Origin of the sequence: Paramicrobacterium salitolerans, assembly GCF_051513965.1 — a bacterium.
GTDB lineage: Bacteria > Actinomycetota > Actinomycetes > Actinomycetales > Microbacteriaceae > Paramicrobacterium.
In genome coordinates this window covers 2,135,892-2,155,933 of sequence record NZ_CP195847.1, presented here as the reverse complement: position 1 = coordinate 2,155,933, position 20,042 = coordinate 2,135,892, and the positions used below count along the sequence as shown (strand labels likewise).

At 66.4% G+C, this 20,042-nt stretch carries 18 protein-coding genes; 12 read left to right on the top strand and 6 right to left on the bottom strand.

Going from position 1 to position 20,042, the window contains the following annotated elements; all coding sequences use genetic code 11:
- The first annotated feature begins 19 nt into the window (after positions 1–19).
- From ACSAGD_RS10290 to ACSAGD_RS10275, 4 genes are all read left to right on the top strand, one after another.
- Positions 20–1,078 (top strand): LacI family DNA-binding transcriptional regulator, encoded by a 1,059-nt coding sequence (locus ACSAGD_RS10290; protein WP_437582642.1) that lies wholly within the window; start codon positions 20–22, stop codon positions 1,076–1,078.
- 9 nt (positions 1,079–1,087) lie between these two features.
- Positions 1,088–2,269 carry an ROK family protein gene (locus ACSAGD_RS10285; protein ID WP_437582641.1) on the top strand — a complete coding sequence of 394 codons (1,182 nt, stop codon included), beginning with the start codon at positions 1,088–1,090 and terminating at the stop codon, positions 2,267–2,269.
- A gap of 78 nt (positions 2,270–2,347) precedes the next feature.
- The gene (locus ACSAGD_RS10280; protein WP_437582640.1) at positions 2,348–3,574 is read left to right on the top strand and encodes a multidrug effflux MFS transporter; all 1,227 of its coding nucleotides are present in this window, start codon (positions 2,348–2,350) and stop codon (positions 3,572–3,574) included.
- A 26-nt stretch (positions 3,575–3,600) separates the two neighbouring features.
- Positions 3,601–4,428: an aldo/keto reductase gene (locus ACSAGD_RS10275; protein ID WP_437582638.1), complete on the top strand. Its 828-nt coding sequence runs from the start codon at positions 3,601–3,603 to the stop codon at positions 4,426–4,428.
- A gap of 16 nt (positions 4,429–4,444) precedes the next feature.
- Here ACSAGD_RS10275 and ACSAGD_RS10270 read toward each other — a convergent pair whose 3' ends face one another.
- From ACSAGD_RS10270 to ACSAGD_RS10255, 4 genes are all read right to left on the bottom strand, one after another.
- Complete coding sequence (locus tag ACSAGD_RS10270) at positions 4,445–4,978, bottom strand: hypothetical protein (RefSeq protein WP_437582637.1); 534 nt, start codon at positions 4,976–4,978, stop codon at positions 4,445–4,447.
- A 216-nt stretch (positions 4,979–5,194) separates the two neighbouring features.
- A complete protein-coding gene (locus ACSAGD_RS10265; RefSeq protein ID WP_437582636.1) occupies positions 5,195–6,061 on the bottom strand; it encodes an ABC transporter permease subunit in 867 nt (288 codons plus the stop codon).
- Positions 6,058–6,966: an ABC transporter ATP-binding protein gene (locus ACSAGD_RS10260; protein WP_437582634.1), complete on the bottom strand. Its 909-nt coding sequence runs from the start codon at positions 6,964–6,966 to the stop codon at positions 6,058–6,060. The genes ACSAGD_RS10265 and ACSAGD_RS10260 overlap by 4 nt, the downstream gene beginning before the upstream one ends.
- An 81-nt stretch (positions 6,967–7,047) precedes the next feature.
- A complete protein-coding gene (locus tag ACSAGD_RS10255; RefSeq protein WP_437582633.1) occupies positions 7,048–8,055 on the bottom strand; it encodes a LacI family DNA-binding transcriptional regulator in 1,008 nt (335 codons plus the stop codon).
- Between the two features lie 200 nt (positions 8,056–8,255).
- Here ACSAGD_RS10255 and ACSAGD_RS10250 point away from each other — a divergent pair, with 200 nt between their 5' ends.
- Genes ACSAGD_RS10250 through ACSAGD_RS10225 form a run of 6 tightly spaced genes read left to right on the top strand, consistent with a single transcriptional unit; the run spans position 8,256 to position 15,746 of the window.
- Entirely contained in the window at positions 8,256–9,539 is a 1,284-nt protein-coding gene (locus ACSAGD_RS10250; protein WP_437582632.1) for an ABC transporter substrate-binding protein, read from the top strand.
- A 12-nt stretch (positions 9,540–9,551) separates the two neighbouring features.
- Entirely contained in the window at positions 9,552–10,562 is a 1,011-nt protein-coding gene (locus ACSAGD_RS10245) for a carbohydrate ABC transporter permease (RefSeq protein WP_437582631.1), read from the top strand.
- Positions 10,562–11,431, top strand: a complete 870-nt coding sequence (locus ACSAGD_RS10240; RefSeq protein WP_437582630.1) for a carbohydrate ABC transporter permease — start codon at positions 10,562–10,564, stop codon at positions 11,429–11,431. The genes ACSAGD_RS10245 and ACSAGD_RS10240 overlap by 1 nt, the downstream gene beginning before the upstream one ends.
- 55 nt (positions 11,432–11,486) lie before the next feature.
- On the top strand, positions 11,487–13,793 hold the full coding sequence (locus tag ACSAGD_RS10235; RefSeq protein WP_437582629.1) for a glycoside hydrolase family 3 N-terminal domain-containing protein: 2,307 nt from the start codon (positions 11,487–11,489) through the stop codon (positions 13,791–13,793).
- Between the two features lie 23 nt (positions 13,794–13,816).
- The gene (locus ACSAGD_RS10230; RefSeq protein ID WP_437582628.1) at positions 13,817–14,476 is read left to right on the top strand and encodes a phosphatase PAP2 family protein; all 660 of its coding nucleotides are present in this window, start codon (positions 13,817–13,819) and stop codon (positions 14,474–14,476) included.
- 13 nt (positions 14,477–14,489) lie between these two features.
- Positions 14,490–15,746, top strand: coding sequence for an FAD-binding protein (locus ACSAGD_RS10225; RefSeq protein ID WP_437582627.1), 1,257 nt, complete (start codon positions 14,490–14,492; stop codon positions 15,744–15,746).
- A gap of 20 nt (positions 15,747–15,766) precedes the next feature.
- Here ACSAGD_RS10225 and ACSAGD_RS10220 read toward each other — a convergent pair whose 3' ends face one another.
- The gene (locus ACSAGD_RS10220) at positions 15,767–16,921 is read right to left on the bottom strand and encodes a low temperature requirement protein A (RefSeq protein WP_437582626.1); all 1,155 of its coding nucleotides are present in this window, start codon (positions 16,919–16,921) and stop codon (positions 15,767–15,769) included.
- 50 nt (positions 16,922–16,971) lie between these two features.
- On the opposite strand from ACSAGD_RS10220, the gene ACSAGD_RS10215 reads away from it, so the two are divergent.
- Positions 16,972–17,562 carry a GNAT family N-acetyltransferase gene (locus ACSAGD_RS10215; protein ID WP_437582625.1) on the top strand — a complete coding sequence of 197 codons (591 nt, stop codon included), beginning with the start codon at positions 16,972–16,974 and terminating at the stop codon, positions 17,560–17,562.
- Between the two features lie 40 nt (positions 17,563–17,602).
- Here ACSAGD_RS10215 and ACSAGD_RS10210 read toward each other — a convergent pair whose 3' ends face one another.
- Positions 17,603–18,259 (bottom strand): class F sortase, encoded by a 657-nt coding sequence (locus ACSAGD_RS10210; protein WP_437582624.1) that lies wholly within the window; start codon positions 18,257–18,259, stop codon positions 17,603–17,605.
- Positions 18,260–18,561: 302 nt separating this feature from the next.
- Here ACSAGD_RS10210 and ACSAGD_RS10205 point away from each other — a divergent pair, with 302 nt between their 5' ends.
- Positions 18,562–20,031 (top strand): HtaA domain-containing protein, encoded by a 1,470-nt coding sequence (locus ACSAGD_RS10205; RefSeq protein ID WP_437582623.1) that lies wholly within the window; start codon positions 18,562–18,564, stop codon positions 20,029–20,031.
- Positions 20,032–20,042: the final 11 nt, after the last annotated feature.

Genomic DNA, 20,042 nt, shown 5'->3' with positions numbered 1-20,042 from the left:
GTATGAGAAGTGGGGGGACGTGGCCAACATTCATGATGTCGCGAAGGCGGCAGGGGTGTCGATCAGCACCGTGTCTTATGCGCTGAGCGGCAAGCGTTCGATTGGGGAACAAACGCGCCAGCGGATCGCGGAAGCTGTAAGAGAGCTCGGCTACCGCCCCAATGCCGGTGCGCGGATGCTGGCAGGCACAACGACTCATATCTTTGCGCTGAGCGCTCCCTTTCGGCCCGATACGTACGCGCCCGCACACATGGCATTCGTTCTCGCCGTTGCCCAGGCAGCGCGGAGATTCGATTATGACGTCCTGCTGCTCACCGAGGATGAAGCAACAGGGGGATTGCAACGGGTTGCGGCAAGCAGACTGGTGGACGGTGTGATCGTGCTCGATGTGGCGAGGAACGATGAGCGTGCTCACCTGATGCACGACATTGATCTTCCTGCGACTGTCATTGGGATACCGGACAACACAGAGGGCCTGCTGTGTGTTGATCTTGACTTCCGGAAAGCTGCGGAGCTGTCTGTCGCGCGACTCGCGGACAGGGGGCATCGGTCTATTGGGATGCTGGGGCATCCACCGCGCATCTACGAGAGAGGTTCCAATTTTCCTCATCGCTTCCGCGCTGGTTTTGAAGAAGCCGCGGCTGAGCAGAAAGTGAAGAGTGCAATTGCTCTGCCTGGACATGGACCGGCCGGTGTGAGGGACGCACTTGATGAACTGTTCGAAAAACTGCCTAACATGACGGCTCTCGTCATGAATTGCGAGGAACCGATTCAGACGTCCGCGCTTGATGAACTGGACGATCGTGGTATCTCCGTTCCAGAGGATCTCTCTGTGATTTCGGCATGTTCGAGTTTCGACACGTCACGATTTTCCCCGCCTCTAGACGTCATTCCGCTTATCGCGGAGGAAAGCTGCAATCGAGGAGTGGAACTGCTGGTGGAACAGCTCGAAGGTGAAGTTGCTCCGCATGTTGAGTTGATTCCGCCTCGCTATGAGTCTCGTGGCTCTGTCGGTGATGCACCGTTGCCAGTTAAGCCTGGCGCGAGCCGTCACCCCGGCCAGCGTGGGCGCCGCTAGAGTCGGAGCGTGGCAGCCCGCGGAAACAACCTCGACACCGTTCGCCGACACAACCTCGCGACGGTCGTCGAACTGGTGCACCGCAGCGGCGGACTCTCCCGGTCGCGGCTGACCGCACTGACCGGTCTCAACCGATCGACCATCGCCGCTCTCGTCGGCGAACTCGTCGACCTCGGGCTCGCCGTCGAGGAAGAGCCCGCACAGACCAAACGCGTCGGCCGTCCCTCGCCCCTGGTCAGACCCAACCGGGCAGCCGTAGCGTTCGCAGTGAACCCCGAGGTGGATGCCGTCACAGTCGCGGTCGTCGGACTCGACGCCGTCGTCCGCGCACAGATCCGCTGCGAGATGGACGCCACGCCCACTCCCGAGGAGGCCGTCGCTGTCACGGCATCCCTCGTGCGAGAGATCTCCGCGGATCTGCCCGACCATGCCGTCGTTCTGGGGCTCGGAGCGGCGGTTCCGGGTCTCGTGCGCAGCTCTGACGGACTGGTTCGTCTCGCCCCGCATCTCGACTGGACAGATGTTCCGTTCGCCCAGATGCTCGCCGACGCAACCGGGCTCGAGTGCTGGGCCGGCAATGACGCCAGTCTCGGGGCCGTCGCCGAACGCAGCTTTGGCGCAGGCGAAGGCGTCTCCGACCTCGTATACCTGAACGGCGGCGCGAGCGGCATCGGCGGCGGCATGATCGTCGGTGGAGAGCTGCTCGGCGGCATCGGCGGATTCGCGGGGGAGTTCGGACACACGCGCGTCGCCGGTGCCGCCGTGCCCGGGGCGACCCTGGAGGACGAAGTCAACCGCACGCGGCTGCTGGAGGCACTCGGCGTGCCGGCATCCGACTCTGATCAGCTCGAGCAGGCGCTTCGCGAGACCGACGACCCGGACGCCATCGCTGAGATCGATCGGCAGGTCGACATGCTGTCGACGGCGCTGCGCAACACGATCAACATTCTCAACCCCGCACTCGTCGTACTCGGAGGCTTTCTCGGTGCGCTCTTCGACGCTCGCCCCGAGAAGATGACGCAGCTGGTCGGCGTGCAGACGCTCGGTCCCGCCTTCGACGACGTGAAGATCGTCCGGGCCGCCCTCGGCGACCAGATTCTGCTCATCGGGGCGGCTGAGCTCGTGTTTGAGAACGTCCTCGATGATCCCGCTGCGAGGGTGGGCGCGGCCTCGCGGCATCCAGTAGAGTAGTTTCCTCGAATCGATTCGAGTGCCGACCGACGCACTCCGACCTGCGAAATCTCACGCCATCTTCCGGCAAGGACCCCTGTGACATCTGTCGTTCACCCCGGTGACTCTCTGACCGGCCGCCAGCGCCTGGTCTACGTACTCGTGCTCGGCGCACTCACCGCGCTCGGGCCATTCACGATCGATCTGTATCTGCCCGCGTTCCCCGTGCTGACGGAGGAGTTCGCGGTGCCCGACTCCGTCATTCAGCTGACGCTGACCGGCACCACGATCGGGTTCGCCGTCGGTCAGCTGTTCATGGGTCCGTGGAGCGACAAGGTCGGACGGAGGCTGCCGCTCATCATCGCGACGAGCGTGCACATCTTCTCCAGTCTCGGCGCTTCGGTCTCAACCGACGTCGTGCTGCTCACGATCTTCCGTGTGACACAGGGAGCCGGTGCCGCTGCGGGTGGCGTCGTCGCGATGGCCCTTGTGCGTGACCTGTTCGGTGGCAAGCCACTCGTGAGGATGCTCTCGCGCCTCGCACTGGTGAACGGCCTCGCCCCGATTCTCGCACCCGTCCTCGGCTCTCAGCTGCTCCTCATCATGCCGTGGCGCGGCCTCTTCTGGTTTCTCGCCGCATACGGGCTCATCGTCGTGATCTGCGTCTCGCTGTTCGTCGTCGAGACGCTCCCGAAGGAGCGGCGCACGGGCAAAGGCCACAGCACCATCGGCGAGCGCTACCGCAACGTGTTCAGCGACCGCATCTTCGTCGGAGTCGCGATCATGGGCGCGATGAACTTCTCCGGGCTCTTCTCGTATCTGTCGAGCTCGTCGTTTCTCTTCCAAGAGCTCTATGCCATGGATGCCCAGCAGTACGGCTTTCTTTTCGGCGCCAACTCGATAGGCGTCGTCATCGGCGTGCAGATCTCCTCGCGCCTCATGCGCTGGTTCGGCCCGCAGTGGGTGCTCGCCACGACGACGATCGTGCAGGTCTTCTCGGCCATCACGATGTTCGGTCTCGCGTTCACGGACGCCGGTCTGCTCGGCATCCTCATTCCGCTGTTCTTCTTCATCATGTGCTGCGGCTTCACCTTCCCGGCTGTGCAGGTACTCGGTCTCGTCAACCACGGGCACGAGGCGGGCACCGCAGCGTCTCTGCTGGGCGCTCTGAACTTCGGCGTCGCGGGCATCATCTCGCCTATCGTCGGCGCACTCGGCGTCAGCACCCAGACCATGTCAGGGGTCATGATCGGGACAGCCTCCGTCGCGATCCTCGCACTGTGGACCATCGTGCGGCCGCGGAGTGTTCCCGCGCTCTCTGACTGACTCTGGCCCGTCGGTAGCATGGGCGCATGACACGCACAGTGACGCTGGCCGACGGCACGACGCTGCCGGCGGTCGGACAGGGAACCTGGTACATCGGCGACGACCCACGCACGCGCGCCGAAGAGATCGCGACGCTCAGAGAGGGCGTCGAACTCGGGCTCCGTCTCGTCGACACCGCAGAGATGTACGGTGACGGGCGCTCGGAGAACCTCGTCGGCGAAGCGATCGCACCCGTACGCGACGAGGTGTATCTGGTCGACAAGGTGCTGCCGATGAATGCCTCCAGGCGCGGCACCATTGAGGCCTGCGAGCGGTCGCTGCGCGAGCTCGGAACGGACCGCATCGACCTCTACCTGTTGCACTGGATGGGGTCGCACCCTCTGAGCGAGACCGTCGACGCGTTCGAGGAGCTCATCGAACGTGATCTCATCGGTGCGTGGGGTGTGAGCAATGTGGATGCCGATGAGCTCGGCGCATTTCCCTCGGCACCACTCGTGAACCAGGTACTCTACAACCCCTCCCGACGCGGCCTGGAATTCGACCTGCTTCCCATGCAGCGCAGCGCACGGCCCACGATCGCGACGATGGCCTATTCGCCGATCGAGCAGGGGCGCCTTCTGGGTGACCCGGTGCTGCAGAGCGTCGCGGAGCGCCACGATGCGAGCATTGCGCAGGTGCTCGTCGCCTGGGCGATCCACGAGGGCGACGTCATCGCCATACCGAAGGCATCGACGCGAGAGCACGTTCGAGAGAACGCGAGGGCGCTGACGCTGGAGCTCACAGCCACGGATCTTGCCGAAATCGACGCGGCCTTTCCGGCGCCCTCACACGCGGTTCCGCTCGAGATCCTCTGACCTGACAGCGCAGGGCCTAACTGACCTGGCAGAGTCCGTCGAAGATGCCGACGCGCGTGATCGTGGATGTGTTGTTCGACGTGTCGGTGTCGTTCGCCGCGATGGTGCAGACCGCTGTCTCTCCGTTGGTGCTGAAGCCGACCCCGATGATGTAGAGATTCAGCACGTCATCCGCGCTGATCTCACGCGTTGTCGTCGCGGTCCACGTGGTCTTGTCGGCCGAGACGGAGATTCCAGAGATGCCGGCGGTACCGCCCTCCGTTGAGGTCGTCACTGAGTCGGTCGTCAGCTGGCCGCCGTTGGTCTCGTCGTCCATCGTGATGGTGACCAGCTGGCCTGCGGGAATCGGCTCCTGGGTGGTCGCCGAGATCTGGAACGCAGCGTAGACCGCGCCGGGTGCGCCCGTCGACTGGCAGAAACCGACGACCTGCGCGTCGAAGGCGGGGGCCGTTGTGGATGCCGCGGCGGCGGGAGTCGCGGCCGCGACAGCGATGACGGGCACGCTCCAGGCGGCCGTCTTGGTCAACTGTCGACGAGTGAGCGTAGTCATGTCAATTCCTCTCTGAACTGGATGGGACAGTGAGAAGAGACACCCGTCGTCCACTCTTTCGCACGGGTAGTTATCCCCATGACGTGCACATAGTTATCGTCGTTTTTTACGTGAAGGGGCTCCCCGCTTCACTCGTCATACGCGACGGGCGCAGCCATCTGCGAGAGATGGCGGCGCCCGTCTTTCTGAGAGCCCGGCGAAGCGGCCTGGAGTGGATCAGGCGTCGCGACGCTTCGTCAGGATCGCTCCGACGATCAGCGAGAGGGCGACCCACGCGAGGAAGATGCCGATGGACCATGCCTGATCGAGCACGATGACTCCATCGACGATGCCGGCCTCGACCGGACCGGAACCCTCACCCGCATAGGCGTACAGCGCAGATCCGGCGTTGCCGGGCAGAAGCGTGCTGACGTTGCTCGCCCATGCGGCCTGAGTGAAGTTGTATGCCATGCTGATGCCGATCGGCGCGACGAACAGCAGTCCGACCGCCGCAGCGATTCCTCCCGCTGTGCTGCGCAGAATCGCACCGAGACCGAACGAGAACAGCGCGATCAGCGCGAGGAACCCGGCAGCGCCGACGAGGGGTGCGATCACGTCCGGATTCGTCAGCTCGACGTGCAGACCGTTGCTCGCGAACAGCGGCAGCGACACGGCCACGGTGACAGCGACCGCCACCAGCCCGACGATGAACGTGACGAGCGTCAGAATGACGGCCTTCGCCGTGTACGCGCTCAGGCGCCCCGGCGCGGCGGTATAGGTGGTGCGGATCATCCCGGTCGTGTACTCGCCGCTGATCACCAGCACACCGAGCACAGCCGCGATGAGCGCAGTGAAGTTGCCGCCGACCGTGAGGTAGTTCACGACCATCGCGTTCTGCGCGGCCTGCGGCAGCGGAGCATCGCCGGCATACGCGGACAGCCCCATGAGCGCACCGAAACCGGCGGTCGCGGCGATCAGCAGCAGATAGCACCACACAGTGGAGCGGAGCGAACGCAGCTTGATCCATTCGGAACGCAGAAGCCCGAAGAACGAGAGGCGGATGCCGGAAAGCGGCGACGTTGGGGTAGCTACTGCAGCGGTCATCGTGCGTCCTCCGATCGGTACTCGACCGAGTCATGGGTCAGTTCAAGGTAAGCGTCTTCAAGCGAGGCATTGACGGGTGTGAGCTCGTGCAGGACGATTCCGGATGCCGCGGCCGCCTCGCCGATCTGGCGGGCGTCGAGACCCGCGACCTCGAGAATGCCGTCGGCGTCCGTCACACGTACATCAGGGCCGGCGAGAACGTGAGTGAGCGCGTCAGCCTGCGGAGTGCGGACGTGAACGAGGTTGCCCGTCGACGATGCGAGCAGTTGGCTGATGGGAGCATCCGCCAGAATCTGGCCGCGACCGAGCACGATCACGTGATCCGCGGTCTGGGCCATCTCACTCATCAGGTGCGAGGAGAGGAAGATCGTTCGGCCTTCGCTCGCGAGATCGCGGACGAGACGTCGCACCCACATCACTCCGTCGGGGTCGAGCCCGTTCACCGGCTCGTCGAGGATGAGCGTGTGCGGGTCACCGAGCAGCGCGGCGGCGATGCCGAGGCGCTGCCCCATGCCGAGGGAGAAGCCACCGACGCGCTTGTTCGCAACGCTGCCGAGACCGGTCATCTCGATGACCTCGTTCACGCGCCTCTTGGAGATGCCGTGCGTGGCGGCGAGTGCGCGTAGGTGGTTGTACGCGGTGCGGCCGGTGTGGACGGCCTTCGCCTCGAGGAGGGCGCCAACCTGGTGGAGCGGGTCCTTATGCTCAGCGTAGGGCTTGCCGTCGATCAGCACGGTCCCGGTCGTCGGGCGGTCCAAGCCGACCATCATGCGCATGGTCGTGGACTTTCCGGCTCCGTTGGGGCCGAGGAACCCCGTGACCTGCCCGGGCTTGATCGTGGCCGATATTCCGGCGACCGCGAGCTTCGAGCCGTACCTCTTGCTCAGTTGCTGAATCTCAATCATGACCACAACGTTACGGAGACTTGGGTCGTGCTCGCGTCCGACTGTGGGATGAAAACCTGCATCTGCAGGATGACATGAGGCTCAGCGAGTCGTGGGTGGGGGAGCGGTTGAGGCGCGCTTCACGAGAGAGGTCGGAAGCTGGACGTGAGTGCTCTCGAGCGGGTCGCCGTTCATGAGCGTGAGCAGCAGCCGAACCGCCTCGGAGCCGAGCTGCTGCATCGTCTGCCGCACGGTGGTCAGGGGAATGGGCAGCCGTGAGGCTTCGGGAACGTCGTCGAACCCGACTATCGAGAGGTCATCGGGAACGGAGAGGCCGAGGCTCAGCGCGAGCTTCAGCACCGCGATGGCGGAGATGTCGTTCGCGGCGAAGATCGCGGTCGGCGGCGAATCGCTCGAGAGGAGGGAGGAGGCGCGTTCGCGCGCGGCATCCGGCTCATAGCGACCCACCTGGACGAGGTCGGGGTTGAAGGGGATGCCGGCCTCACTCAGCGCCTGCCGGTAACCGGCCTCGCGCAGGGACGACGACCGAAGGTCGGGACGCCCGGCGACGAAGCCGATGCGGCGGTGACCGAGCTCGATCAGGTGCCTCGTGCCCATGAGTGCGCCGCCGTAGTTGTCGGACTCGACGGTCGGGAGGTCCGCGCGGCCCGTGTGCGGGTCGACCGCAACGATCGGAATGTCGGAGTTCGCGCTGACGACCGTCGGCGTGACCATGATCGCGCCGTCGATGAGGGTTCCGCTCAGGCGGCTGAGGGAGCGCCGCTCCCACCCCTCACCGCCCGGCTGCCTGGCCCCGCTGTACGCGAGCAGGTCGAGCTGGGAATCATGCAGTGACGCACCGACGCCCTTCAGCACTTCGGCGCTGAACGGCTCGAAGTCGGCGACAAGCACCCCGACGACACCCGTTCGACGGGCGCGCATGCTGCTCGCGACGAGACTGGACTCGTAGCCGAGTCTCTCGACGGCATCCATCACCCGCTGCGCTGTCTCGGTCGCGATGCCATAGCGGCCGTTGACCGCCTTCGACACCGTGGCGACCGACACCCCGGCCTCGCGGGCCACGTCGTGAATCGTCGCTCGTCGTGCCATGAGCACGACAGTAGCATGGAAAAGGTTTTCGAAAACGTTTGACACTTTCGCGAGGCATTGTCAGGATCATTCCACTCGACCCACGCAGGCACAGCAGCGAAAGCGTCGGATCGAGTCGCGCCGGTCGCCCCCGAATCGGTGCCGCACCGCGTCTTCCCTTCGTGCGAGGGACGTCGCTCAATGAAGAGAAAAGGTGAGACATGAAAACCACGCGATGGCTCGCCGCGTCCGCGTCGCTCGCTGCAGGGGCACTCCTGCTCAGCGGCTGCAGCGGAACCGGCGGAGCAGATGACGGCGCCACGGAGATGACTCTGTGGCACAACTCCACGACGGGCGCTGGGAAGCAGTTCTGGGAGGACACTGCCGCGGCGTTCGAGAAGGACCACGACGGCGTCACCATCAAAATCCAGGCGCTCCAGAACGAAGACCTCGACGGCAAGCTGCAGACGGCCCTCAACTCCGGAAATGCTCCCGACATCTTCCTCCAGCGCGGCGGAGGAAAGATGGCGGCCATGGTCGCGGCCGGCCAGGTGATGGACATCACCGACAAACTCTCGGATACGGCCAAGGAGCAGATCTCCGAGGGGTCGTTCTCTGCGGAGACCCTCGATGACAAGGTCTGGGCGATGCCGGTCGCCGTTCTGCCCGGCGGCATGTTCTACAGTCAGGACCTCTTCGACGATGCGGGAATCACCGAGAACCCCGAGACCATCGATGATCTCCTCGGTGCGGTCGACAAGCTGAAGGACACCGGTGTGGCCCCCATCGCACTTGGTGCGAAGGATGCCTGGCCGGCGGCGCACTGGTTCTACTTCTTCTCGCTGCGGGAGTGCTCCTCAGAGACCATGACGACCGCGGCCGACGAGATGGACTTCAGCGACGAGTGTTGGCTGAAGGCCGCGAAGGATCTTGAGGACTTCGCGTCGAACGAGCCGTTCAACGAGGGATTCCTCACGACCTCTGCACAGCAGGGCGCGGGCAGTTCGGCTGGTCTCATCGCGAACCATCAGGCCGCGATGGAGCTCATGGGCGCCTGGGACCCGGGCGTGATCGGCTCTCTCACTCCCGATGAGAAGCCGCTTGCCGACCTGGCGTGGTTCCCCTTCCCCGAGGTACCCGGCGGTCAGGGCGACCCCGGCGCGATGATGGGCGGCGTCGACGGCTTCTCCTGCTCGGCGACAGCCCCGCCGGAGTGCGTCGAGTTCCTCAACTACCTCGCGACCCCTGACGTTCAGGAGAACTACTACAAGGCCTTCAACGCGCCGCCCGTGAACACGGAGGCCCAGAAGGCGGTGACCGAGCCCTACCTCAAGCAGATCCTCGAGGCCTACAACGAGGCTCCGTTCGTCTCGCAGTGGCTCGACACGGTCTACGGGCTCAACGTCGGCAACGCGCTCAACGTGGCTGTCGTAGACCTGCTCGCGGGCAAGGGCACGCCGGAAGACATCATCGACGCCGTGACCGTCGCAGCGAAGAAGGGCTAAGGCACACTCACAATGACCGTTCGAACGCCCTCACCGTCACGACGACGCGTGAACGCAATCGACGAGTCGACGGGGGCCGGCGCAGAGGCGTCGGCCCCCACCCGGCGCCGCTCCACGGGACAGAGCTGGCGGACCCGGCTCGAGATCACCGTTCTGGTGGGACCCGCCCTCGTCATGTTCCTGTCGTTCGTGATCTTCCCGGTCGCGATGGCCGCCTTCTACGGGTTCTTCCGCTGGAAAGGGTACGGCGCCCCGACAGACTTCGTCGGACTTCAGAACTACATCACGATCTTCCAGGACTCCGCCTTCCTCGAGGCGCTGACGCACAACGGAATCATCGTCGTACTGTCGCTCGTGCTCCAGGGGCCCGCGGCGATCCTGCTGGCGCTCCTGCTGAATCGTCGCATGCGCGGCCAGTCAGTCATCCGCGTGCTCATCTTCGTGCCGTACGTCATCTCTGAGGTCGTCGTCGGCACCGGCTGGAGCCTCATGCTCCAGACCACCGGCGCTCTCAACGGCTTCCTTGAGAACATCGGGCTGGGCGCCCTCGCACAGGACTGGCTCTCGGACCCCGAGATCGCGATGTGGACGCTGATGCTCATCATCACCTGGAAGTACATCGGCTTCGCGGTCATCATCTTCCTCGCCGGTCTTCAGGGAATCCCAGAGGAACTCACCGAGGCCGCGCAGATCGATGGGGCATCCTTCTGGCAGATTCAGCGTCAGATCACCCTGCCCCTGCTCGGACCGACCGTGCGCATCTGGGCCTTCCTCTCGATCATCGGCTCTCTGCAGCTGTTCGACCTCGTCTACATCGTCTGGGGCCAGTACGTGGCATCGACGGCGGGCACATCGACCATGGCGACCTACATGGTCGCGAGCGGTCGGAACTCCGGCAACTACGGCTACGGCAACGCGGTCGCGGTCGTCATGTTCCTCATCTCCCTGGTCATCGCACTGCTCTATCAGCGGTACGTGATGAGGCGCGACACCGAGGGCGCGATCACGGAAGGGAAGAAGTGATGGCCATCACAACGCTGCGCCCGCGACTGGGAGCGCGCCGCACGGAACCGAAGCTGTCGTGGGGCAACCCCGTCGTGTACTTCATCGCGCTCGTCGTGATCGCCCTGATGCTGGCGCCCATCGCGTACATCATCATCGGCGGGTTCCGCACGAACGCGCAGATCACGACGGACCCGGCGGGCTTTCCCTCACCCTGGCACATCGGCAACTACCTCGATGTGCTGTTCGGGTCGGTCTTCTGGCAGCAGGTGCTCAACTCGACGATCGCCGCCGTCGCAACCACCGCGGGTGCGGTCATCCTGGGCGTCATGGCGAGCTACGTCATCGCCCGCTACCCGTTCCGCGGTCGCGGCATCCTCTATTCGCTGTTCGCCGCCGGGCTGATGTTCCCCATCACCGTCGCGATCACTCCGCTGTACACCGTCATCAAGAACCTGGGGCTCATGAACTCCCTCGTCGGGGTGATTCTCCCTCAGATCGCCTTCGCGCTGCCGGTGACGATCATCATCCTTGTTCCGTTCCTCCGCGCCATACCGACCGAGCTCGAAGAGGCCGCGTTCATCGACGGCTGCTCCCGCATCGGGTTCTTCTGGCGCATGGTCATTCCGCTCGCGACGCCGGGCGTCATCACGACGGGCATCCTCGCATTCATCGGCAGCTGGAACGGGTACATCCTTCCGCTGTTCATCCTGAACGACGCCGCGACGTTCACGCTGCCGCTCGGGGTGCAGGCGTTCGCCTCGCAGTACGCCGTCGACACCGCGAAAGTGCTCGCGTTCACGTCGCTGTCGATGATTCCGGCGCTCGTGTTTTTCAGCCTGTTCGAGCGGCGCATCGTCGGCGGACTCACGGGAGCGGTCAAGGGATAGCACGCCGGCGCGGCCGGACAACAACACGCAACGACACGAAGAGAAGAGAAGACACATGGTGCACTCCGGGATTCCGGAGCCGTCGGAGAAGGTGCGCAGCCTGCACGCCCGCATGACGCTCGAGGAGAAGCTCGCCCAGCTGGTGGGATTCTGGGTCGATCAGGGCGGCGAGGTCGTCGCCCCGATGGCAGACGAGATGGCCACGTCGAACAAGTACGAGGAGGCCACCCGGCACGGTCTCGGACACCTCACCCGCGTGTACGGCACGCGGCCCGTCGACCCCCGCGAGCGCGCGGAGTGGCTGAGCGCCGAGCAGCAGAGACTCCGGACGCAGACGCGCCTCGGGATTCCCGCACTGGTTCACGAGGAGTGCCTCACCGGGCTCGCCGCGTGGAAGGCCGCGACCTTCCCGACGCCCCTCGCGTGGGGCGCCGCCTTCGACCCGGAGCTGGTCAGGGAGATGGGCGCCGTGATCGGGCGCTCGATGCGCCAGCTCGGCATCCATCAGGGCCTCGCCCCCGTTCTCGACGTCATCCGCGACCCGCGCTGGGGCCGCGTCGACGAGTGCATCTCGGAAGATCCGTACGTCGTCGGAACGATCGGCACGGAGTACGTGCGCGGACTGCAGTCCGAGGGGATCGACGCGACGCTGAAGCACTTCGTCGGGTACTCCGCCTCGCAGTCCGGCCGCAACCACGCACCCGTCCACGCGGGGCCGCGCGAGATCGCTGACGTGCTGCTGCCGCCCTTCGAGATGGCGATCCGCGACGGCGGGGCTCACTCGGTCATGAACTCGTACTCCGAGATCGACGGCGTTCCGGTCGCGGCGGACGACACGTATCTCGAGCGCCTGTTGCGCGGCGAGTGGGGCTTCGACGGTGTCGTGGTCTCCGACTACTTCTCGGTCGCGTTCCTCCAGCTGATGCACGGAGTCGCCGCCGACCGGGGCGAGGCCGCGGAGCTTGCGCTCGCCGCGGGCGTCGACGTCGAACTGCCGACCGGCGACGCGTACCTGGAGCCGCTCGCCGCGCGCATTCGGGCGGGACTCACCGACGAGGCAATCGTGGACCGCGCCGTGCTGCGGGTGCTCGCGCAGAAGGAGCGGATCGGGCTTCTCGACGACGACTTCTCGTTCACCGCGGGCGACGTCGACCTCGATTCGGCCGAGCACCGTGACATCGCGAGGCGTCTCGCCGAGCAGTCGGTCGTGCTTCTGACCAACGACGGCACTCTGCCGCTCGCGGCGCACGCCGAGACGACCGGACGCATCGCGCTCATCGGGCCGAACGCGGACTCCGCGGAGGCGCTCATGGGCTGCTATTCGTTCGCGAACCACGTGCTCGCGCACCACCCGGACGTGCCGCTCGGCTTCGACATTCCGACCGTCGCCGACGCAGCACGCGCTGAGTGGCCGCTCGACGAACTGACGGTCGTGGCGGGCTGCGGTGTCGAAGACGATGACACGTCGAGAATCGAGGATGCCGTCAGCGCGGCGCGCGCCGCCGACATCGCGATCGTCGTCGCGGGCGACCGCGCGGGGCTCTTCGGCCGCGGAACCGTCGGCGAGGGCAACGACGCCGAGACCCTCGAGCTGCCGGGCGTGCAGCGGGAGCTCGTGGAGCGCGTCGTCGCGACCGGCACTCCGGTCGTGCTCGTGCTGCTCACCGGGCGTCCCTACGCGATCGACTGGGCGATCCGCGGCGAGCACGCGCCGAACGCCGTGCTGCAGGCCTTCTTCCCCGGCGAGGAGGGGAGCGCCGCCATCACGGGCATCCTCTCCGGCCGAGTCGTTCCCTCCGGACGCCTGCCGGTATCGCTTCCGCGCTCTGCCGGCGCCCAGCCGTATTCGTACCTTCACCCGCGGCTCGGCGGAGACTCCGACGTCACCGCGACCGAGAGTGAGCCGGTGCTGCCGTTCGGGCACGGACTCTCGTACACGCGGTTCGAGCGCACCGAGCTCACGGTCGACGAGCGCGTCGCTGCCGGGGCATCCTTCACCGCCCGGGTCACGGTCCACAACGTCGGCGAGAACGCCGGTTCGGACGTCGTGCAGCTCTACGCGCACGACGAGGTCGCGAGTGTGACGCGCCCGGTGGCGCAGCTGCTCGGCTACGCGCGCATCGACCTTCAGCCGGGGGAGCGTGCCGAGGTGACGTTCCGCGTTCCGACGTCGCGGCTCGCGTTCAGCGACCGGTCGATGCGCAAGGTCGTCGAGCCCGGCGGCATCCAGCTCTGGGTCGGCCCCTCGTGCGCCGAGCGCGAGACGGAGGCGCGCCTGATGATTGAGGGCGACGTTCACGCGGTCAGACCGACGGATGAGCGGCTCGTGAAGATCGAGGTGTCGCGTTCCGTCGCCGTGTAGCCGAGTGCTGGCAGACTTGTCGCATGTATCGCACGAGAAACGAGGCGCTCCTCGCCGACACCCGCGTCGCACGCACCTGGCCGCTGATCGTCGCGCTCGTCGCGGCGGTGCTCGCGGCCGGCCTCGCGGGGTTGGTGCTGCTGCGCGGCGGGTCGACGTCATTCGACACCGCGTGGATGATGGCCGTACGCGAGGACCCGAACGGCATCCTCTTCCAGGCGAGCATGCTGCTGAACTCCATGGGCGGCGGCATCATCGCGTGGGTCGTTATTCCGGTCGTCGGCATCGCCGGGCTCATCCTCGCCAAGCGGTACTGGGGTGCGCTGTACTGGGCGATCTCGCTCGGGCTGAGCGCCGTCGTCGTGCAGGTCGTGAAGCACCTGATTCTGCGCGAGCGACCCGCCGAGATGCTCGTCGTGTCGGATGCCGGCTCGTTTCCGTCCGGGCACACGGCGAACGCCGCGACGATCGCGATCGTGCTCGGCATCCTGTTCCGTCGGGCCTGGGTCTGGGTCGCCGGCATGGCGGCGATCGTCGTCATGGCGCTCTCGCGAACCTACCTCGGCGCGCACTGGGTGAGCGACACTGTCGGCGGAGCGCTCATCGGACTCTGCGTCGCGATCGTCGTGTGGGCGGCGCTCGCCGTACCGCTGCTGCGAGAGCGACTCCGCGTCCGCGGGTGAGGGAAGGAAGACTGTGACACTGCAGATCGGCACCAACTGGGCGGGCAATCTCGCCTACACAGCGGAGCGCATCATCGCGCCCGCGAACGTCCACGAGGTGCGTGACGCGCTCTCCGGTGTGCGCCGTGCGCGCGCCGTCGGGTCACGCCACTCGTTCAACGACATCGCCGACACGAGCGGGCTGCTGATCAGCACCGAGCGCCTCACGGAGTCGCCCGTCGTCGATGCTGAGCGGCGCACCGTCCGCGCTGGCGCAGGCACACGCTACGGCGATCTCGGCGCGCACCTGCAGCGTGAGGGCTGGGCGCTGTCGAACCTCGCCTCGCTGCCGCACATCTCCGTCGCCGGCGCGATCGCGACCGGCACCCACGGCTCAGGCGACCGCATCGGGTCTCTCGCCTCCGCCGTCGCCGCCCTCGAGTTCGTGACCGCGGCGGGCGAGACAGTGACCCTCCGCCGGGGCGACGCCGACTTCGAGGGAGCCGTCGTCTCCCTCGGCGCACTCGGCATCGTCACCCACGTGACGCTCGATATCGAACCGACGTTCCAGATCGCGCAGCACGTGTTCGAAGAGCTGCCGCTTCAGACCCTCATCGAGAGTTTCGACGCCGTCACGGCATCCGGGTACAGCGTCAGCTCCTTCACCACCTGGCGCACGCCCGAGACCATCGACCAGGTGTGGGTGAAACACCGTAAGGATGCCGCGGTGCCAACGCCCACCGCGCTGTTCGACGCGCGGCCCGCCACCGTCGACCACCACCCGCTGCCCGGCCAGACCGCGGAGTCGTGCACGCCTCAGCTCGGCGTCGCCGGCGCGTGGGTCGACCGGCTGCCGCACTTCGTGCTCGGCTTCACGCCCTCCAACGGCGACGAGCTGCAGACGGAGTACCTCGTGCCGCGTGACCGCATCGGCGACGCCCTGCGCGTCGTGCGCGACCAGGCCGGAGCCGTGGCCCCGCTGCTGCAGGTCAATGAGATCCGCACGGTCGCGGGAGACGAGCTGTGGCTCAGCCCGTCGCACTCGACGGACGTCGTCGGTCTGCACTTCACGTGGCTGTCGCGGCAGCCCGAGGTGGAGCGTGTGCTCGTCGACCTCGAGGAGGGCCTTCTGCCGCTCGGGGCGCGGCCGCACTGGGGCAAGCTGTTCGCCGCCGACCGCGAGGCGCTCCGGCGCGCGTACCCGCGGCTCGATGACTTCACGGCGCTCGCCGAGCGGTATGACCCGGAGCACGTGTTTCGCAACGCGTACCTCGACCGCATCCTCGGCTGACACGCGTACGGGCGCGCGGATCAGACCCGATCCGCGCGCCGCGAGATCTCCAGCACGGTGATGAGCGCGACCATGATCGCCGCCGCGACGATGAGCGAGTGGGGTGCGAAGGCGGCGAGTCCGAGCAGGATGCTGAGCGTCACCACCGCGATGTCCGTCGCCGTGCTGAGCGACCGACGCAGCGTGAGCGCCCACGTTCCGAGGATGAACAGGCTCACCGGCAGCGTCACCGTCGCCGCGGCGGCCGCACTGTCGAGGCCGCTCGCCGCGGTGTCGACGTCGATCGCGACCGCGATTCCGGCGGAGAACGCGCCCGCTGCCGCGAACACCACGTAGTGTCCGTAGCCGAACAGCAGCGACGCCGCGAGGCCGCCGATGCGCTCCGAGTGGTCGCGCGCGAAGTACGTCCACCACATGCCCGTCGCGAGAACGAGGCCGCACACGGCGATCTCCACGAGGGCCCCGATTCGATCGGCATCCGCCACCGCCCCGATGATCGCGTTCGCCGAGGCCAGAACCGACTCGCCGAGGAGGATCATCGTGAACAGCCCGTAGCGCTCGGTGATGTGCGCGGGATGCCACGGGGTCTGCCGCGTCCGCTCGGCGATGACGGGCACGAGCAGCTCGCCCGCCATGAGCACGCCGAACGTGAGCAGTCCGTCGTCGTCGTTCGGCAGCCAGAGTCTGGCGACCCAGAGCATCTGCATGACGGTGATGCCGACGGCGTACGTGAGTGCGGTTCGACGAAGCGAGGGTGAGGATGCCGCGGCCCGCAGCCACTGCGCGACCATGGCGAGCCGCATGACGACGTACCCGTACGTCATGATCGCGAAGTCCCCCTCCGCCATGGCGGACGAGGTTCCGGCCGCCAGCAGCAGGGCGCCGCTCATCTGCGCGATCGTGAGCACGCGGTACAGCCAGTCGTCGGTGTCGAACGACGTCGCGAACCACGTGAAGTTCATCCACGCCCACCAGATCGCGACGAAGACGACCAGGTACGACACGACGCCCGCGCCCACATGCGCCTCGGACTCGAAGCGGTGCAGCTGCGCAGACGAGAGCGACACCGAGACGACGAACACGAGGTCGAAGAACGCCTCGAGCGCGCTCGCCGTGCGGTTCGGCTGCGCGGGGTCACGCGGCGACATGCGGATGAGTCCGAATCGCGTGCTCATGACGTGCATTCTCGCGCATGTCGCAGACGCTCAAAACGTAGACTCGCTGTGTGAGCAGCATCCGCCCCTATCGCCCCTCTGACCTCGATAACCTCTACGACATCTGCGTCCGCACGGGCGACAGTGGAGCCGATGCGACAGGCACGTTCACCTGGAGCACACTGCTCGGTGACGTCTTCGCGGCACCGTACGTCGAGCACGATCCGACGCTCGCGTGGGTCGTGGACGACGGCGAGCGGGCGATCGGGTACATCATCGCCACCGCCGACACGCGGGAGTTCGTGCGATGGTTCCGCGCCGAGTGGTGGCCGGCGGCGGTGCGGAAATATGCGCCCGAGGAGCGCACAACTGCGGACAGCGCACTCATCGGCGCTGCCGAGAGACCAGAGAGGATGCTCGTCGATGACGTCGACGCGTACCCCGCGCACCTCCACATCGACCTGCTGCCCGAGACCCAGGGGCAGGGGCTCGGTCGGCGTCTCGTCACGGTGCTGGCCGACGCGCTGCGCGAGCGCGGCATCCCCGGCCTTCATCTCACCGCGGGTGTGAACAACGCCGGCGCGCTCGCGTTCTACGAGCGCATCGGGTTCACTGTGCTGTCGCGCGACGACGGCGGAGTGACCTTCGGCATGCGGCTCTGACACACGCTCTGCTCAGGGGTTTCTGCTCAGGGGTTTCTGCTCAGGGGTTGAGCGTCGCCGTGATCACCATGTTCTCCTGAGAGGGGCCTCCCTCCGGACGCTGCAGGCACGTGATGATGACGAGCTTGCCCGGCACGCTCTGCCACACCGACTCGCTGTCTTGGATGCCGGTCTTCGTGATGGCGAGGTCCCCCGTCACGGTGTAGCTCCGGTCGCCCACCGTCACCGTGGCTCCGGGGTCGACCGCGGCAGTCTCGTTCTCGACGTCGATCAGGAAGTTTCCGGGGCCGACACCACCGCCGCGAAGCGAGTGCATGACGACGAAGACGGTGCCCTCCGCGGCATCCTCGAGTGACACACCGAGGTTGCGCACGAGATAGGCCGATGTGAAGCCCGGCGGGGTGATCGTGCCGTTCGTCATCGTGAGGGCGCCGAGGGGAACGTCGAGGTCGACCGAGGGCACGGCGAAGCGGTCGCCCGCGTCTTCGACGGCATCCATCTTCTCTGTCACCTCCGGAGGAGGAGTCGCGTCGGTTTCGTAGGTCACCGCGTTGCCCGCGAGGTCTGTCGGTGCGTCGGGCTCGGAGTTCACGAGCGCTGCGCCGGTGACCATGAGCCCCACCGCGGCGACGGCCAGGAGGGTCGTGAGGAGACGTCGGCGGAGACCTCGTCTCGGAGGGGACGGTGATTCGGACACGTGGGACTTCTTTCGGGTCGGTGCTTGTGGAGAGTTCTTAAGTGAGGCTAACCTCATTAAAGTTAGCCTCAGCTTAATAAGGTAAGGCTAACTTTATTAGTTCCCTATTTTTTACCTTGAGTACAGGAGCACAACCGTGGAATCACAGCTCACCGGACAGCTGCGGCGTGGCGCCGCTCTGCTGACTGCGTCTGCTCTGACCGCCGCTGGTCTGGTCTTCGGCGGGGCGGTCTTCGCCCCTACCGACTCCGCACACGCGGCAGACGAAGCGACGGTGTCAGGCGCGAGCCTCACGTGGGGGGGTGAAAGCATCCTTCCGAAACTACATCTACAACTTCGCGGCCTTCGAGGGTAAGAGCACCCTCCTCGGCACGACGACGCAGGACGGCGATAAGGGCGTCTACACGTGGCACGACGGATCTGGAACGGCGACGAGCGACGGAAGCGCCGCCGACGTCACGTTCGGCGCGGGCAACGGCGTGCACTTCCAGTCGCACCCGATGGACGGCGGCTACGCACTCGACATGCAGTTCACGAACCCGCACATCGTCGTCACCTCGGCGACGACCGCGGAGCTTCGTCTGGATGTCACCGGGCGCGAGTTCGAGAGCATGACCGAGATCGGTCCGGAGTACTCCCTCGATGATGTCGTGATGGCGAACCTCGACCTCTCGGGCGTGACCCCGACGGAAGCCGACGGCGCGCTGACGTGGGCCGATGTTCCGGCGACGCTCGCGGAGTCCGGCTCCGACGCGTTCGGCAGCTTCTACCAGCCGGGCGAGACGCTCGACCCTGTGACATTCACTCTCCCGATCGAGGTCGTCGAGGCGCCTGACCCGGGCGACGACGGAACCGAGGAGGGAGAGCCGGGCGAAGAACAGCCTGAGGAACAGCCAGAAGAGCAGCCCGGTGACGACCAGCCAAGTGAGGAGCAGCCCGAGGAGTCGAACGACGACGCACCGGCTGACGACAGCGCGACGCCTCCGGCCACGAAGCCAGACACGGGCACGACGAACGGCGGAAGCGCCGCGAAGACGGAGTCCAAGCCGAAGATCACCTGCACCGTGGAGGAGGTCGCGGGCACCGCGGGCACCCCGCAGCTGTCGTGGGGCGTCAAGGCCTCGTTCGCGAGCTACGTCGAGGGCGGCATCGCCAACGGCGCGATCTCGACCTCCAACGGCGCCTCCCGCACGGGTAGCGGCTTCCTCTGGGGCTCCGGCTCCGGTTCGATCAGCGACGCGGGTCAGGGCACCGTGAGCTTCCCCGGCGCTGTCCGCTTCACCGGCCACGACGGTGTCATGGACACCACCCTCTCCAACCTGCGGGTCAAGGCCACAGGGTCGAACTCGGGCACGCTCGTCGCCGACGTGGCATCCAAGGATATGGATGGAAACAACGTCGGAGGCAGCGGAATCTCGTTCGCGAACCTGAGCTTCTCGTCCCTCTCCGCGAACGGCGGCACCGCATCTGTGACGCTCACCGCGGCGGGAGCGAAGGCGTTCGCCGGGTTCTACAGCAGCGGCCAGGCGATGGACTCGCTCACCCTGTCGTTCTCGGGCGCTCGCCAGTCGGGCACGGAGCAGGTCTGCTACGACGAGAACGGCAACCGGGTGAACCCCGACGGAACGCCGTACACCGGTGGACCGAGCGCAAACACGGGCGGTCTCGTGATCACGAGCGCCGATGAGCCGGTCGGCGGCTGGGCGGTTCTCGCGTTCGGCTTCGTGCTGGCGCTGGTCGTCGCACGACGCGTGGTCCGCGTTCGCCACTGACGCGACACGGC

Bases quoted from the DNA above. Each gene is read 5' to 3' on its own strand.
- ACSAGD_RS10255 (WP_437582633.1), bottom strand. From the start codon at position 8,055: ATGGCACGACGAGCGACGATTCACGACGTGGCCCGCGAGGCCGGGGTG.
- ACSAGD_RS10260 (WP_437582634.1), bottom strand. From the start codon at position 6,966: ATGATTGAGATTCAGCAACTGAGCAAGAGGTACGGCTCGAAGCTCGCG.
- ACSAGD_RS10235 (WP_437582629.1), top strand. From the start codon at position 11,487: ATGGTGCACTCCGGGATTCCGGAGCCGTCGGAGAAGGTGCGCAGCCTG.
- ACSAGD_RS10275 (WP_437582638.1), top strand. From the start codon at position 3,601: ATGACACGCACAGTGACGCTGGCCGACGGCACGACGCTGCCGGCGGTC.
- ACSAGD_RS10265 (WP_437582636.1), bottom strand. From the start codon at position 6,061: ATGACCGCTGCAGTAGCTACCCCAACGTCGCCGCTTTCCGGCATCCGC.
- ACSAGD_RS10270 (WP_437582637.1), bottom strand. From the start codon at position 4,978: ATGACTACGCTCACTCGTCGACAGTTGACCAAGACGGCCGCCTGGAGC.
- ACSAGD_RS10245 (WP_437582631.1), top strand. From the start codon at position 9,552: ATGACCGTTCGAACGCCCTCACCGTCACGACGACGCGTGAACGCAATC.
- ACSAGD_RS10250 (WP_437582632.1), top strand. From the start codon at position 8,256: ATGAAAACCACGCGATGGCTCGCCGCGTCCGCGTCGCTCGCTGCAGGG.
- ACSAGD_RS10230 (WP_437582628.1), top strand. From the start codon at position 13,817: ATGTATCGCACGAGAAACGAGGCGCTCCTCGCCGACACCCGCGTCGCA.
- ACSAGD_RS10240 (WP_437582630.1), top strand. From the start codon at position 10,562: ATGGCCATCACAACGCTGCGCCCGCGACTGGGAGCGCGCCGCACGGAA.
- ACSAGD_RS10220 (WP_437582626.1), bottom strand. From the start codon at position 16,921: ATGAGCACGCGATTCGGACTCATCCGCATGTCGCCGCGTGACCCCGCG.